At 67.9% G+C, this 15384-nt stretch carries 13 protein-coding genes; 10 read left to right on the plus strand and 3 right to left on the minus strand.

Annotated elements, in window-relative coordinates:
* The first annotated feature begins 184 nt into the window (after positions 1–184).
* From ABT130_RS44065 to ABT130_RS44090, 6 genes are all read left to right on the plus strand, one after another.
* Positions 185–736: a cellulose synthase gene (locus ABT130_RS44065; RefSeq protein ID WP_350965931.1), complete on the plus strand. Its 552-nt coding sequence runs from the start codon at positions 185–187 to the stop codon at positions 734–736.
* A 266-nt stretch (positions 737–1002) separates the two neighbouring features.
* The gene (locus tag ABT130_RS44070; RefSeq protein WP_350965933.1) at positions 1003–2004 is read left to right on the plus strand and encodes an ABC transporter permease; all 1002 of its coding nucleotides are present in this window, start codon (positions 1003–1005) and stop codon (positions 2002–2004) included.
* Between the two features lie 45 nt (positions 2005–2049).
* Complete coding sequence (locus ABT130_RS44075; protein ID WP_350965935.1) at positions 2050–3813, plus strand: ABC transporter substrate-binding protein; 1764 nt, start codon at positions 2050–2052, stop codon at positions 3811–3813.
* A 77-nt stretch (positions 3814–3890) separates the two neighbouring features.
* On the plus strand, positions 3891–4904 hold the full coding sequence (locus ABT130_RS44080; RefSeq protein ID WP_350965937.1) for an ABC transporter permease: 1014 nt from the start codon (positions 3891–3893) through the stop codon (positions 4902–4904).
* Positions 4901–5938, plus strand: coding sequence for an ABC transporter ATP-binding protein (locus ABT130_RS44085; protein WP_350965939.1), 1038 nt, complete (start codon positions 4901–4903; stop codon positions 5936–5938). Before ABT130_RS44080 ends, ABT130_RS44085 begins: the two co-directional genes overlap by 4 nt.
* A gap of 35 nt (positions 5939–5973) precedes the next feature.
* Positions 5974–6990, plus strand: coding sequence for an ABC transporter ATP-binding protein (locus tag ABT130_RS44090; RefSeq protein WP_350919195.1), 1017 nt, complete (start codon positions 5974–5976; stop codon positions 6988–6990).
* A gap of 78 nt (positions 6991–7068) precedes the next feature.
* On the opposite strand, the gene ABT130_RS44095 is transcribed toward ABT130_RS44090, so the two are convergent.
* From ABT130_RS44095 to ABT130_RS44105, 3 genes are all read right to left on the minus strand, one after another.
* Positions 7069–7749, minus strand: a complete 681-nt coding sequence (locus ABT130_RS44095) for a response regulator (RefSeq protein ID WP_350919440.1) — start codon at positions 7747–7749, stop codon at positions 7069–7071.
* A complete protein-coding gene (locus ABT130_RS44100; RefSeq protein ID WP_350965940.1) occupies positions 7749–8951 on the minus strand; it encodes a sensor histidine kinase in 1203 nt (400 codons plus the stop codon). The genes ABT130_RS44095 and ABT130_RS44100 overlap by 1 nt, the downstream gene beginning before the upstream one ends.
* A gap of 570 nt (positions 8952–9521) precedes the next feature.
* Positions 9522–10400 carry a RecB family exonuclease gene (locus ABT130_RS44105; protein WP_350919201.1) on the minus strand — a complete coding sequence of 293 codons (879 nt, stop codon included), beginning with the start codon at positions 10398–10400 and terminating at the stop codon, positions 9522–9524.
* A 179-nt stretch (positions 10401–10579) separates the two neighbouring features.
* Between ABT130_RS44105 and ABT130_RS44110 the strand changes: the two genes are divergently transcribed.
* The 4 genes from ABT130_RS44110 to ABT130_RS44125 all read left to right on the plus strand — a co-directional run bounded on the left by ABT130_RS44110 (position 10580) and on the right by ABT130_RS44125 (position 15279).
* Positions 10580–11668: a site-2 protease family protein gene (locus ABT130_RS44110; RefSeq protein WP_350965946.1), complete on the plus strand. Its 1089-nt coding sequence runs from the start codon at positions 10580–10582 to the stop codon at positions 11666–11668.
* Positions 11669–11826: 158 nt separating this feature from the next.
* A complete protein-coding gene (locus ABT130_RS44115; protein WP_350965942.1) occupies positions 11827–13362 on the plus strand; it encodes a hypothetical protein in 1536 nt (511 codons plus the stop codon).
* Positions 13363–13375: 13 nt separating this feature from the next.
* On the plus strand, positions 13376–13813 hold the full coding sequence (locus tag ABT130_RS44120; protein WP_350919207.1) for a hypothetical protein: 438 nt from the start codon (positions 13376–13378) through the stop codon (positions 13811–13813).
* Entirely contained in the window at positions 13810–15279 is a 1470-nt protein-coding gene (locus ABT130_RS44125) for an FHA domain-containing protein (protein ID WP_350965944.1), read from the plus strand. The genes ABT130_RS44120 and ABT130_RS44125 overlap by 4 nt, the downstream gene beginning before the upstream one ends.
* Positions 15280–15384: the final 105 nt, after the last annotated feature.

The raw sequence follows: 15384 nt of genomic DNA on the forward strand, positions 1-15384 counted from the left end.
CCTCAAAGAGCTCCAGGCCCTTCTGGCCACCTGGACAGGCCGATGCCCCACCTGCCAGCAAAGGCCGCCCTAACCACCTAACAAAGCACTACTAGGGGATGATCCCTCCTTGAGAAGGAGGGCCCGTCCCGATCCGACGTGCCAGGATGGATGTCGGATAGGTCAACATGAGGGGCGGTCCGCTGTGTCGTTCAATCAGATCGCGTGGTGGTTGCCGCTCTGCGCCGGGGTCACCGGTGTGGGGCTGGTACTGAGTTTCCTGCTGATGCGGCGCCGTGGCGTCGCGGCGGGGTTACGCGCCGCGGCCTGGTCACTGCTACCCGTCGCCGCCTTTCTGACCGGCGCGCTTCCCACCCTGTGGCAGATCGGCACGGTGATCATCGGTTTCCTCACAGGTCTGGTGTTCAACCCCGTGGTGTGGTCCGGGGTGGCGGTGACCGGACTCGCCGTGGTGCTCTTCCTGGTCTCCGGGTTCCTGCGTGGCCGCCGCCTCAGGGCCGCGGCGTCCTCTGCGTCCTCTGCGTCCTCAGCGCCCCCGGTGTCCTCCGCGTCCTCTGTGCCCGCCGTGGCAGCGGCGGGCCCCGGCGGGCGGGGCGGGGCCGCGACGGCCGCCACGCAGCCGTTGCCCAAGCACAAGGCCGCGCCCGCGCCCGCCTCCGGGCCCGCCGCGAAGCCGGCCGCCGACGACGACTTCTCCGATATCGAGGACATCCTCAAGCGTCGCGGGATCGGGTGACGCTGAGTAATCAGCTCATTCCCATGTCACGAATCCAAGACAGAAGCGGAACGGCTTCCGGACATTAGCTCCAAGATCAGAACGAATGAATTTCACGTGAATCACAGTTAAGCCACATAGCGCCCCAGAGGACTGGTCAGCGCAGTTCAGCCCATAGATTCTGCGCACGGGGCCACGAACTACTGGCCCGTAGACTTACGGCGCGCTACCCGACCCGGGAAACGCGTCGACGGACAACGTCGTCTGGGATCCAGGGGGCCAACTGTATGACCGCACCGCTCGATGCCCCCGGTAAGACCACCGAGGTCTCACCGGAGGCAGTGCTCGCGGGAGCGGGCGTGAAGGCCGTCCAAGGCCGCTCGCTCGGGCAGATCGCATGGATGCATCTGAAACGCGACAAGGTCGCGCTCGTCGGTGCCGGCGTGGTCGTTCTGCTGATCGTCATTGCGATCTTCGCTCCGCTGATCGTGGGCCTGCTCGGCCACCCGCCGAACGAGTTCCACCAGGAGATGATCGACACCTCCACCATGACGCCCAAGGGCGGCACGGGCATCAGCGGGGAGTTCCTGTTCGGGGTGGAACCGGTCAACGGCCGTGACCTTTTCAGCAGGGTTATCTACGGAGCGCGGATCTCGCTGCTGATCGCGGTCCTCGCCACCCTGCTCTCGGTGGTCATCGGCACCGTCATGGGTGTGATGGCCGGTTACTTCGGTGGCTGGGCCGACACCCTGATCAGCCGCACGATGGACGTCTTCCTGGCCTTCCCCCTCCTTGTCTTCGCGATGGCCCTGGTCGGTGTCCTCGGCCAGTTCGAGCAGAGCCTCGGGGTGAAGGGCGACGCGCTGCGTATCGGCCTGCTGATCTTCGTGATCGGTTTCTTCAACTGGCCGTACATCGGCAGGATCATCCGAGGCCAGACACTGTCACTGCGGGAACGCGAATTCGTCGACGCCGCCCGTAGCCTGGGCGCCCGCGGACCATACATCCTGTTCCGTGAGATCCTGCCGAATCTGGTCGCGCCGATTCTTATCTACGCGACGTTGCTCATTCCGACGAATGTCCTGTTCGAGGCGGCACTCTCGTTCCTGGGAGTCGGTATCCAGGCGCCCACGGCGACCTGGGGGGGCATGCTCTCGCAGGCGGTGAAGTTCTACAACGTGCCGCATTTCATGTTCTTCCCCGGTATGGCGATTTTCATCACGGTGCTGGCCTTCAACCTCTTCGGTGACGGGCTGCGCGATGCCCTCGACCCGAAATCGTCCCGCTGACCCTCAACCTCCCGTTCTCCTGGAATTAACAAGGGGTGCAAGTAAATGAACAAGAGATCCGCACTGGCCTTCGCGGCCGCGGGTGCCGCTCTCTCCCTGGGGCTCTCCGCCTGTGGCGGCGGCGGCAGCGAGACGAAGCCGGCCGATGGTTCGTCGGCCGCGCCGGCGGCCGCGGACGCGTTCAACGCCGGACTCGAGGCGGTGTTCAACCCTTCTGACAAGAAGGGGGGCGTCCTGAAGATGGCGATCTCCGAGGACTGGGACTCGATTGACCCCGGTGACACCTACTACGCGCTCTCCTGGAACCTTGTCCGGATCTACGGTCGTTCGCTGGTGACCTACACCCCGGCTCCCGGTGCCGAGGGCCGCAAGCTCTCCCCCGACCTGGCCGAGAGCCTGGGCGAGTCGAGTGACGGCGGCAAGACCTGGACCTACAAGCTCCGCGCCGGTCTGAAGTTCGAGGACGGCACGCCGATCACGTCCAAGGACGTCAAGTACGCGGTCCTGCGCTCCATGGACAAGGAGACGCTGGTCAACGGCCCGACGTACTTCAACGACTGGCTGGACCTGCCGAAGGACTTCAAGAGCGTCTACAAGACCCCGGACGTCAACACCGACTCCGCGATCGAGACGCCGGACGACCAGACGATCGTCTTCCACCTGAAGAAGGCCTACGGCGGCTTCGACAACTTCGCGGCCCTGCCCGGCACGATCCCGGTTCCCAAGGACAAGGACACCGGTGTCAAGTACCGCGAGCACCCGGTCGCCTCCGGCCCCTACAAGTTCGACAAGGTCGAGGCCGGCAAGCAGTACACCCTGGTCCGCAACGAGCACTGGGACCCGGCGACCGACCCGATCCGCAAGGCGCTGCCGGAGAGCTACGAGATCTCCCTCGGCGTCAACGCCGACGACCTGGACAACCGGATCCTCTCCGGCGACCTGCACATCGACCTCGCCGGCTCGGGCGTCCAGCCCGCCGCGCTTGGCCGCGTGCTGAGCGACCCGGCGCTGAAGGCCCGGGCGGACAACCCCACCGGCGCCCGCACCTGGTACACCTCGATCGTCTCCGACGTGGCCCCGCTGGACAACGTGGAGTGCCGCAAGGCGATCATCTACGGCGCCGACCGGGTGGGTCTGCAGAACGCCTACGGCGGCGAGTTCGCCGGCGGTGACATCGCGACCGGCCTGATGCCGCCGTCGATCGGCGGCTGGAAGAAGCTGGACCTCTACCCGACCGGCACCGGCGACGTGGAGAAGGCCAAGGCCGCGCTCGCCGCCTGTGGCAAGCCTGACGGCTTCGAGACCGTCATGGCCTACCGCGCCGACCGTCCCAAGGAGAAGGCGACCGCCGAGTCGCTCCAGCAGGCGCTGGCCAAGGTCGGCATCAAGCTGGAGCTCAAGGGCTACCCCACCGGTGACTACTTCGCGCTCTACGCCGGCAAGCCGGACTTCGTGAAGAAGAACGGCATCGGCCTGGCCACCAACGGCTGGGGCGCCGACTGGAACGACGGCTTCGGCTTCATGTCGCAGATCGTCGACAGCCGCACCATCCGTGAGTCGGGTGGTAACTACAACATCAGCATCAAGGACAAGGAAATCGACGCGAAGATCGACCAGATCTTCACGGAGACCGATGTCGCCAAGCGTGACGCGCTCTGGGGCGAGATCGACCAGAGGGTCATGGAGCAGGCCTACGTGCTGCCCGCGGTCTGGTCCAAGGGCGTCCTCGTCCGCCCCCTGGGTGCGACGAACGTCTTCGTCACCGGCGCGTTCGACATGTACGACTACCTGAACCTGGGCGTCCAGTAACCGTCGGAAATCCTGTTCAGTTAGTCGAGGCTTGAAGGGGCCGGCCCACAAGGCCGGCCCCTGGAGCCGGGGGGACTGTGGTCACTTACATCATCCGGCGCCTGATCGGCGCGGTGCTCATGCTCGTCATCGTGAGCATGGTCACGTTCTCGATCTTCTTCGTGGTTCCCCGTATCGCGGGCGCCACGGCTGAGGACTTCGCCAGCCGTTACATGGGCAGATCCGCCGACGCGGAGATGATCGCGGTCACGGCGGAAAAACTCGGGTTCAACGATCCGATTCCTGTGCAGTACGGCCGCTGGATCTCAGGTGTCTTCGTCGGCTCGGAGTTCGACACCGGCGCCGCCATCGAGGAGTGCCCCGCTCCCTGTTTCGGTTACTCCTTCATCAAGAGGCAGCCGGTCTGGCCCGACCTGGTGGATCGCATCCCGGTGACCCTCTCGCTCGCCGTGGGCGCGTCGGTCATCTGGTTGCTCGGCGGCGTCGCGACAGGTGTGCTGTCCGCGCTGCGAAAAGGCACGATCTTCGACCGGGCGGCGATGAGCATCGCGCTCGCCGGGGTCTCCCTGCCGATCTTCTTCACCGGCATCGTCTCCCTCGTCGTCTTCAGCTACGGGTTAGGTATCACCGCGCCGGGCGGCAGCTTCACGCCGTTCCTGGAGAATCCAGCGGAATGGGCCTACAACCTCCTCCTGCCATGGATCACCCTCGCATTCCTCTATGCCGCGTCCTATGCGCGTCTGACCAGGGCGGGAATGCTGGAGACCATGAGCGAGGACTACATCCGCACGGCCAGGGCCAAGGGCATGCAGGAGTCCAGGGTGGTCGTCAAGCACGGCCTGCGCGCCGCGCTGACCCCCATTCTGACGATCTTCGGTCTGGACCTCGGCCTGCTGCTCGGCGGCGCGGTGCTCACCGAGAGCACGTTCTCGCTGAAGGGCATCGGTGACTACGCCGTCCAGGCCATCGTGACGAACGACCTTCCGAAGATCATGGGTGTCACCATGGTCGCGGCGCTCTTCGTCGTGCTGGCCAGTCTGATCGTCGACCTGCTGTACGCGGTGGTCGACCCGAGGGTGAGGCTGGGATGAGCGCTCCGTCGAGCTTTCTCGAACTGAGGGACCTGCGGATCCACTTTCCGACGGACGACGGCCTGGTCAAGTCCGTCGACGGGCTCTCCTTCCAGCTGGAGCGCGGCAAGACGCTCGGCATCGTGGGCGAGTCCGGATCCGGCAAGAGCGTCACCTCGCTGGGCATCCTCGGCCTGCACAAGGGCGGCCGGGCGAAGATCTCCGGTGAGATCTGGCTGGACGGTGAGGAACTCGTCACCGCCTCCGCCGACCACGTCCGGACGTTGCGCGGCAAGAAGATGGCGATGATCTTCCAGGATCCGCTCTCGGCGATGCACCCCTTCTACACGGTGGGCGCGCAGATCGTGGAGGCCTACCGGATCCACCACCAGGTCAGCAAGAAGGTCGCGCGCAAGCACGCCATCGACATGCTGGGCCGGGTGGGCATCCCGCAGCCGGAAAAGCGCGTCGACAGCTATCCGCACGAGTTCTCCGGCGGCATGCGCCAGCGCGCGATGATCGCCATGGCGCTCTCCTGCGACCCGGAACTGCTGATCGCGGACGAGCCGACCACGGCTCTCGACGTGACGGTCCAGGCACAGATCCTGGACCTGATGCGCGACCTGCAGCGTGACTTCAACGCCGCGCTGATCGTCATCACCCACGACCTGGGTGTCGTCGCGGAGCTGTCGGACGACATCCTGGTGATGTACGGCGGGAAGGGCATCGAGTACGGCACGGCGGAGGACATCTTCGAGCGGCCCGAACATCCCTACACGTGGGGCCTGCTGGGATCGATGCCACGTCTGGACCGGGAGCGGACCGAGCGGCTGATGCCGATCAAGGGCACTCCCCCCTCGCTGATCAACGTGCCCACCGGGTGCGCCTTCCACCCGCGCTGCGCCTATGCCGACCGCACCGGAGGGAAGTCGAGCACCGAGGTGCCCGAGCTGCTCGAGAGCGACGGTGGCCATCTGGTCCGGTGCCACCTGCCCTACGAGGTCAGGCGGGACATCTGGGAGAACGAGATCAAAGTGAACCTGGAGTCCTCGTGAGCGAGCGAGACGCGCGTTCGACGAACGGAAAGTCTGTGACCGAGCCAATTCTGTCAGTGCAAGGGCTGGAGAAGCACTTCCCAGTCACCAAGGGCCTGCTCAAACGCCAGGTCGGTGCGGTCAAAGCGGTCGACGGGATCAGCTTCGACGTCCTCAAGGGGGAGACCCTCGGCCTGGTGGGCGAGTCCGGCTGTGGCAAGACCACGACGGGTCGCATGATCACCAGGCTCATCGAGCCGACCGGCGGGAAGGTCGTCTTCGAGGGCCACGACATCACTCACATGTCGCAGTCCAAGATCAGGCCACTCCGGCGCGACATGCAGATCATCTTCCAGGACCCCTACTCCTCGCTCAACCCCCGCCACACGGTCGGCGCCATCGTCGGTGCGCCGTTCCGTATCCAGGGGATCAAGACCGAACAGGGGATCAAGAAGGAAGTCCAGGACATCCTCGCCCTGGTCGGTCTCAACCCCGAGCACTACAACCGTTACCCGCACGAGTTCTCCGGTGGCCAGCGCCAGCGCATCGGCATCGCCCGCACGCTCGCGCTCAAGCCCAAGCTCATCGTCGCCGACGAGCCGGTGTCCGCGCTGGACGTGTCGATCCAGGCCCAGGTCGTCAATCTTCTGGAAGACCTGCAGAACGAGCTCGACCTGACCTACGTGGTCATCGCGCACGACCTGTCGGTGGTCCGGCACATCAGCGACCGGGTCGCGGTCATGTATCTCGGCAAGATCGTCGAGCTGGCGGACCGTAAGAGCCTGTACGAGTCGCCCATGCACCCCTACACCACCGCGCTGATGTCCGCGGTCCCCATCCCGGACGTCAAGCGGCGTGAGGGGCGCGAGCGCATCCGCCTCCAGGGCGACGTGCCCAGCCCGCTCAACCCCCCGCCGGCCTGTCGCTTCCACACCCGGTGCTGGAAGGCCCAGGAGATCTGCAAGACCGTGGAACCGCCGCTGGCAGAGCTGGCGGCGGGCCACCAGGTGGCCTGTCACTTCCCGGAGAACGCCCCCAAGGAGCAGCCGCCCCTGCAGGCCGTCTCGGACTGACCGATCCCGGCCCAGGCCCGCGCACTCGCCGTGGTGACGGCCGGTGCGCGGGCGCGCCCGTTCGCGCCGGGTGCCGGGTCAGGGAGGCGAGCCGGGGGTGATCAGACCGGTCTCGTAGGCGAGGACGACGGCCTGGACGCGGTCGCGCAGGCTCAGCTTGGTGAGCACGTTGCCGACGTGGGTCTTGACCGTCGTCTCGCTCACCACCAGCTCGGCGGCGATCTCCGCGTTGGACATGCCCTTGGCGATCAGCTTGAGCACCTCCAGCTCACGCTCGGTCAGCCGCTCCAGGCGAGTGGGGGTGGACTGCCGGTGGGTCGGCAGGTGTGCGCCGAACTTGTCCAGCAGCCGCCTGGTGATGCTCGGCGCGACGATGGCGTCGCCGGCCGCCACCACCCGGATGGCCTGGACCAGTTCCTCCGGCGGGACGTCCTTCAGCAGGAAGCCGCTGGCTCCGGCGCGCAGCGCCTCCACGATGTACTCATCCAGGTCGAAGGTCGTCAGCACCAGCACCCGGGGCACGTGCGCACCTCCGGCGGCCTCCCGTACGATCCGGCGGGTCGCCTCGATGCCGTCCACGCCCGGCATCCGGATGTCCATCAACACCACGTCGGGCAGCAGTGCCCGCGACTGGTCCTGCGCGGCCTTGCCGTCCCCCGCCTCACCGACCACGGTGAGGTCGGGTTCGGCCTCGAGGATCAGGCGGAAACCGGTGCGCAGGAGTGGCTGGTCGTCCACCAGCAGCACTCTGATCGTCATCATGTGTCCTTGAGGGGGAACCGGGCATCAACCTCGAATCCGCCCTCGGGACGTGGGCCGATCCTCAGAAGTCCACCATAGAGGGCAACGCGTTCGCGGATGCCCACCAGTCCGTGACCGGTCGCCCCCGCGCTCGTTTCGCCCGCTTTCTGGCCGAGACCGTCGTCGGTGACCCGCACGGCCAGCTCGCCTGACTCGTGCCGCACCGTCACCCAGGCTCGTGCCTGCGGCCCCGCGTGCCGCAGGCTGTTGGTCAGGGCCTCCTGCACCAGCCTGTACGCGGCCAGGTCGACCCCGGGCGGCAGCGCCTCCGCGGCCCCGCGCTCGTCCTCGATCCACAGCTGTGTCCGCAGCCCCGCCTCGCGCATCTGGTCGACCAGGGCGGGAATCTCACGCATCCCCGGCTGCGGATTGCGCTCGGCGGGCGCCGCGTCGGTTCTGAGCACGCCCACGAGGCTGCGCATCTCCGACATCGCGGTCCGGCCAAGCTCCTCGATCGCCGACAGGGCCTCCCGGGCCCCCTCGGGGTTTCCGGCCAGCACCCGGCGTGCCGCGGCGGCCTGGACGGTCATCACGCTCACGTGATGGGCCACCACGTCGTGCAGCTCACGGGCGATGCGAGAGCGCTCCTCGGCCCTGGCAGCCCGGGTGTCGGCCTCCCGGATATGCTCCATGCGCCGTGCCCGGTCGTGCAACTCCGCCTGGTAGGCCCGGCGCAGCCGCACGTTCCGGCCGGCGATCCACAGGGAGACGGTGAAGACGACCATCAGCAGGTGGGTGCTCCACTCGCCAAGCCCGCCACCGGCCGCCGCAGACAGGAAGTGGCCGGCCAGGGCCAGTGCGGGAGCGCCCAGGCTGACCGCCAGGCCGCGCCGGACGGCGATCGTGTAGACCAGCACCAGGGCGGCGAGCCAGAGCAGGGAGGGGTTCCGTCCCGCCGCGGCCAGCGTGATCTCGATCAGGCAGACCAGGCAGAGCAGCAGGAAAGGCCAGTGGCGGCGCAGCGCCACCGACAGGCAACCGGTCACGATCAGGCCGAGGCTCATCGCGTCCGGCTCCCCGAGACCGGCCGGATCGCCGAAAACCTGGGCGACGTAGGCGAAGGGAACCGAGGCGGCCGCCAGTGCCCCCCCGAGGAGCAGATCAGGGATCAGCGGATGCCCGCGGAACCAGGCCCGCAGGCTACCGATGGTGTTGCGCACACAACCAACTTAGGTGCCCTTCCTGCCCAGCCACCCTGCCACAGGCGGATATCACCCTCATCCCCACGTAGGACAGTGTTCAATGGCGACGCTGGCGCGTCGCGGTTCGGCCGCTGGGACCCGGCTCCTTCCCTCGTCGAACGGGGCCGTTCGTTCCTCACGACCCTGCTCTCCTCAGTCCAGTCCCCGGCGCGGCCTCACGAGTCAATGGCGACGCTGGCGCGTCGCGGTGAGGCCGCTCTTGTCCGGCTCCTTCCCTCGTCGAGCGAGGCCGTTCGTTCCTCACGACCCCGCTCTCCTCAGTCCAGTCCCCGGCGCGGCCTCACGAGTCAATGGCGACGCTGGCGCGTCGCGGTGAGGCCGCTCTTATCCGGCTCCTTCCCTCGTCGAGCGAGGCCGTTCGTTCCTCACGACCCCGCTCTCCTCAGTCCAGTCCCCGGCGCGGCCTCACGAGTCGTCCCTCAAGGACAGATCACGGGCATGTCTCCAGGGATGCTTCCCGAGGCAGGTCACGTTGGGCGGGTCCAAGCGTCCTCACCGCGACGCGCAGTGTCGCGATCGACACAGCCGCTACAGCTCGTCGGTGGCGGCCCTTGAGGTCTTGGCAGGACGGCGGTTGCTGCGGACGGTGTCGCCTGGCTGGCGCTCGGGCACCGGCGGGGGAGTGCCGCCGAACTCCGGGCACAGGTCCTTGTAGCTGCACCAGCCGCACAGTCTGCTGGGCCTGGCCCGCCACTCACCCGTCTCCAGCGCCCGCTCGATGGCCTGCCACAGGGCCTGGACCTTCCTCTCGGTGGCCAGCAGGTCGGCCTCGTCGGGTGCGTAGCGCAGGACCTCGCCGCCACCTCCCAGATACATCAGCTGGAGCAGGCGGGGCACCGAGCCGCGCAGCCGCCACAGCACCAGCGCGTAGAATTTCATCTGGAACAGCGCCTTGGCCTCGAAGGCGGGCCCCGGGGCGCTGCCGGTCTTGTAGTCGACGACGCGGACCTCGCCGCTGGGCGCCACGTCCAGCCTGTCGATGTAGCCCCGCAGCATCAGGCCGCTGCCGAGCACCGCCTCCACGTAGAGTTCCCGCTCGGCGGGCTCCAGGCAGGTGGGGTCCTCAAGGGTGAAGTAACTTTCCAGCATGACGCGGGCCTGGGCCAGCCACTCGGCACGGTCGTCGTCACCGGTGAACATGCCGGCATACGAAGGATCCTCCTGCTGCAGCCTGTGCCACTGCGGCTCCAGCAGGTCCTGGGCCGCGGCGACCGTGCGATCGGGGGCGGGCAGGTCGTACAGCCGTTCCAGCACGGAGTGGACCATCGTGCCGCGCACGGCGGCCGGCGACGGAGGCTCGGGGAGCCTGTCGATCACCCGGAAACGGTAGAGCAGCGGGCACGTCATGAAGTCACCCGCCCGCGACGGCGACAGGGCTCCGATGATCGTGGGCTCGGTCAGCGACATGACCGCACTGTAGGTCACGGTGACGACAGTTTGCGCCCGAGGTGCCCTCGTGGCGTCTGCCGGGGGTCCGGCGGCGCGTACCATCGAGGCTTGAGGGTGGATTGAACACAGGTTGAACGAGGAGTGGTGAGCCAGCGGTGAGCAGCGACAGCCCACGCCGGGACAGTTCAGGGCTGCGGATGGGCCGGCCGTTCGGCATTCCGGTCTACGTCTCGCCGACCTGGCTCATCGTGGCGGCGTTCATCACCTACTCGTTCCAGGGCGTGGTGGCCTACTGGCTGCCCGAACTGAGCATCCCGATCACGTACGTCGTCGCGTTCGTCTTCGCGGTGCTGCTGTACGTCTCGGTGCTCCTGCACGAGCTGGCGCACTGCGTGGTCGCCAGGATGTACGGCCTGCCGGTCCGGCGCATCACGCTCTACCTGCTCGGCGGCGTCTCGGAGATCGAACGCGAGCCGGAGACGCCCGGCCGGGAGTTCATGGTGGCCTTCGCGGGCCCCCTGCTCTCGCTCGGCCTGGCCGGGCTCGGTTTCGCCGCCTCCCGGATCATCGACCCCGGAACGATCCCCGGCGTCCTGGTCTTCCAGCTCTGGTTCGCCAACCTGATCGTCGGTGTCTTCAACATGCTGCCGGGGTTGCCGCTCGACGGGGGGCGCATGCTCCGCGCGGGCGTCTGGAAGATCACCCGCAAGCCCGGTACGGGCACGATCGCCGCGGCCTGGGCGGGCCGGGGGCTGGCCGTGGCCCTGGTCGCGATCCCCATCGGGCTGGCGCTGGCGACCAGGTCGGCGCCGGACATGACGTTCGCCTGGTCGGTGCTGCTGGCCGCCTTCATCTGGTTCGGTGCCACCCAGGCGCTGCGCGGTGCCCGGGTGCGCGCCCGCATCCCCAAGGTCAACGCCCGTGCCCTGGCCAGGAGGGCCATCGCGGTCACCGGTGACGTGCCGCTGGCCGAGGCCCTGCGCCGGGCGGCGGAGGCGCAGGCGGGGGCGATGGTGGTCGTCGACCATGAGGGCCACCCCACGGGCATCGTCAACGAGGTCGCGGTGGAGGCCACTCCGGAGAGCCGCCGCCCCTGGGTGACGACGGGTTCGCTCTCGCGCAGCCTCGAACCGTCGCTGGTGCTGGCCGCCGACCTGGAGGGGGAGCCGTTGATCGACGCCATGCGTGAATCCCCGGCGGGTGAGTATCTCCTGGTGGAGCGTGGTGGCGAGATCTTCGGTGTGCTCGCGACGTCTGACGTGAATCGAGTGTTCAGCGGAGTTTAAGCGAACTACATGTCACTTGCAGGCGTCTCACTGAATACTCGCCGAAGACAGGACGACCAGAGAAAATCATCCCTGTTTGTCCTACTCGTTTTCGGCTCGTACCAGGACTAGGGTTTTGGCTAGTGAACTGGCTGGCCATGTAGCTTAAGGGACGTCAATTGGCACCCCCCCACACGCCGGCTCCGGCCGGCGATCTGACGCCGGATCTCCTCGGCGCGCCCGAATGGACCGACCAGATGGTCGCCGCCGCGGGCATACCCATGTACGACATCCCGTTCCTCACGGTCGGTGGCGGCATGGGCTCCTTCGTGACGCTCGACTATCTGAGGATCTACGGCGTCCCCACCTCGCAGATGCGGGTGGTCTCCAATATCGATCACCCATGGCAGACCTACGAGTTCCTCACCAGGTGCTCGCAGATCCCCCGTGGGGAGCGGATCCGCTCCGACTCCTCCTCTCGCCCGGACAACCTGTGGGGGTTCCCCTCCTACGCCCTGGAAGAGGCGTGGAAGGAGAAGAAACCGTCGTACCTGTGGCAGATCCTCACCGAACCGCTCCTGAACGACTACTGGACCCCGCGCGCGGGCACGGTCTTCGAGAACCTGGAGCGCGAGGCCAAACGCATCAACTACTGGGACATGCTGGTCAAGGGACAGGTGCGGATGGTCCGCCGCCGGGCCGGCGGCGGCTACTTCACGGTGGTCACCCCGCCGGACGGCGCGGCGGCGACCAAGCGCATCATCTTCCGCTCGCGCTTCGTGCACATCGCGATCGGCTACCCGGGCCTGAAGTTCCTGCCCGACCTGCAGGAGTTCCGGACCAAGCACGGTGACTACCAGCACGTCGTCAACGCCTACGAGCCGCATGAGCAGGTCTACGAGTTCCTGAAGACCAGGCCGGGCACCGTGGTCATTCGCGGCGGTGGCATCGTCGCCTCCCGGGTGCTCCAGCGGCTGTTCGACGACCGGGAGCGGTACGGCCTGCAGACCCAGATCATCCACATCTTCCGCACGTTCGTCAGCGGCTCCCACGGCCCGCACATCTGGTCACGCCGCAAGGGCGGGGACGGCTGGGCCTACCAGGGCTTCAACTACCCCAAGTCGGTGTGGGGCGGCCAGCTCAAGGCGCAGATGCGCAAGCTCGAGGGCAGCGACCGGGCGAAGAAGTACAAGCAGATGGGCGGCACCAACACCCCCTACCGGCGACGCTGGCAGGAGCAGATGCGCGCGGGGCGCAGTGGCGGTTACTACCACCCCGTGCAGGGCACCGTCGACCGTGTGGAGCACAGCCAGGACGGGCGGCTGGTCAGCTACGTGCGCAGCAGCGATGGCATCGTCCGCGAGCCGGTCTCCGACTACATCATCGACTGCACCGGCCTGGAGGCCGACATCGCCGAGCACCGGATCTTCGCGGACCTGCTCCAGCACGGTGGGGCGTTCCGCAATCCGGTGGGCAGGCTCGAGGTGGAGCGCCACTTCGAGGTGAAGGGGACGGCCAATGGCGACGGTGCCCTCTACGCCTCGGGATCGGCCACGCTCGGAGGCTACTTCCCGGGGGTCGACACCTTCCTCGGCCTGCAGATCGCGGCTCAGGAGATAGCCGACGATCTGGCAAGACGAGGGTTCGTCAAAAAGATGGGACCGCTGCGCTCGACCTCGCAGTGGTTCAAATGGGCCTTCAACTCGTCGGTGTAAGGAGTAGTCCCCCGTGGTTCCGACTCTGTGGGGCCGTATTCAGACGCGCCTCTTCATGCTCGCCACCGTTGGCGCGATCATCACCCTGCTGATCGTGCCGGTGCTTCCCGGCTCCTCCGGGCCGCTCTCCGAGCGCTACGTCAACGGGTTCCTGGTCCTCGCGGCGGTAGCCGTGCTGGGGATCGTCTGGGAGCTGATATATCACTTCCTGATGCAGTTCAGATGGGAGAAGGACTGGCCGACCCTCTTCGGTCTGCTGACGCTCGTGCCCGAAGGCCTTGTGCTGTACTTTTTGCTACGGTCCGGTGCAGTCGATGTTATCGATCCGGTTCCGCCGGCCGCCTTCTGGACGCACTTCACGGTCGTCTGGGTATGCATCTGGCTGGTGACGAACGGCCCCATGCGGGTGCCGTTCATCCGGTGGCGTTTCCGGGGAGGGAGAGTTCTGTGACCGACCAGGGCTTCGGGGTGGTGCGTCCGCTTCCGGGCAACGGGCTGGTGGCCCATGTGGGCGGCCTGCTGCTGGTGTGCGACGCGGCCGAGGCCGTCGTTGAGGATCTGCTGGGGGCGCTGCGGGAGACCGCGGCCTCGGGCGGCGACGGCCGGTCGCTGGCCCGCCGGGTCGCCCAGATCCTCGCCGTCGTGATAGGCGAGCCGGTGGCGTGTGCCGTCGCCGGTCCGGTCAGCGGGGGAGTGGCCGTCCTGGTCAGCGGCCCGGCGTTCGCGGCGGTGACCGGCGCGGCCGGTGAGATCCAGCTCGCCGGACGTGACGCGCTCACCTGGTCCGACCGTTTGGTTCCCGGCCCGGTGACCCGGGTGGAGCTGAGCCTGCCCGACGCCGGGGCCGCGCACCCGCTGTCCCGGCTGGACGCCGGAGTGATCGTCGCGGGCGGCGTCTGGTGCGACCTGACGGAGGCGGGGGCAGCCCCGCAGGCCATGCCGCGGATGGAGCCCGCCGCGTCACAGGCCCAGCAGGCGCCCCGGATGGAGCCCGTGGCCCCCGCGCCCACCCCGATGCCCGCGCCACCCGAGCGGCCGACCTCCCCCGAGTGGTCGGCCCTCCCGGAGGGCGCCCCGCCGGCGCCCTACCCCCTGGGCCCGGCCGAGCCCTATCCGATGGGCCCGGCGGATCCCTATCCGCCGGTCACCGCCCCGCCGCCGATGGAGCCGCAGCCGCAGCCGCAGGCGTGGCACTCCGAGCCGATCCCCGCGGCCTCTCCGCAGGGGCCGATGCCCTCCACCGGACCGGCCCCCGCGATGGTCCACCATGAAGAGGTCCGTCACGAGAACATCGACACGGCCAGGGCCAGCGGGATGGGCGGGGATCCCGTCGACGTCCGCGACCAGCCGTTCGAGTACGAGTTGCTGACGCCTGGCGGTTCACAGTCCGGGGCCGAGTCTCCGGCGCCCGCGCCGAACTCCGGGGCCGAACCCGAGGCGCGGCCGCTGGTCTACGGGGTCGACTGCAAGAACGACCACTTCAATGACCCTCGCGTGCCCTACTGCGCGGTCTGCGGTATCGCGCTGGTCCAGCGCACCCTCGTTCCCTACAAGGGGCCGCGCCCGCCGCTGGGGGTCCTGCTCCTGGACGACGGCCTCACGCTGCGGCTCGACACCGACTATCTGGTGGGCCGCGACCCCGAACGGGCACCCGAGGTGGCCGACGGCTCTGTGCGCCCGGCCAAGGTCACCAGCCCCGACGGCTCGGTCTCCCGCCGGCATCTGCGGGTGGCGCTGGACGGCTGGGACGTCAACCTGGTCGATCTGGGATCTGTCAACGGCACCCAGATCCAGCCGCCCGGTGACCCCAACTTCTACGACATCCCGCCGAACGAGCCGGTTACGATCATGCCCGGCACCACCGTGCGGATCGGTGTCTCGCGCACCATGCGCTACGAGTCACACCGCAACCGCTGAGAACGCCTTTCGCCGTCCTGGCGGTTTCCGGGCGGTACGGCCATGGCCGTACCGCCCGGCGTGTTCTCGGGGTCCTTTCGCCGTGGCGCGCGCGTGTCAGGTCAG

This window comes from Streptosporangium sp. NPDC001681 (assembly GCF_040298085.1).
GTDB lineage: Bacteria > Actinomycetota > Actinomycetes > Streptosporangiales > Streptosporangiaceae > Streptosporangium.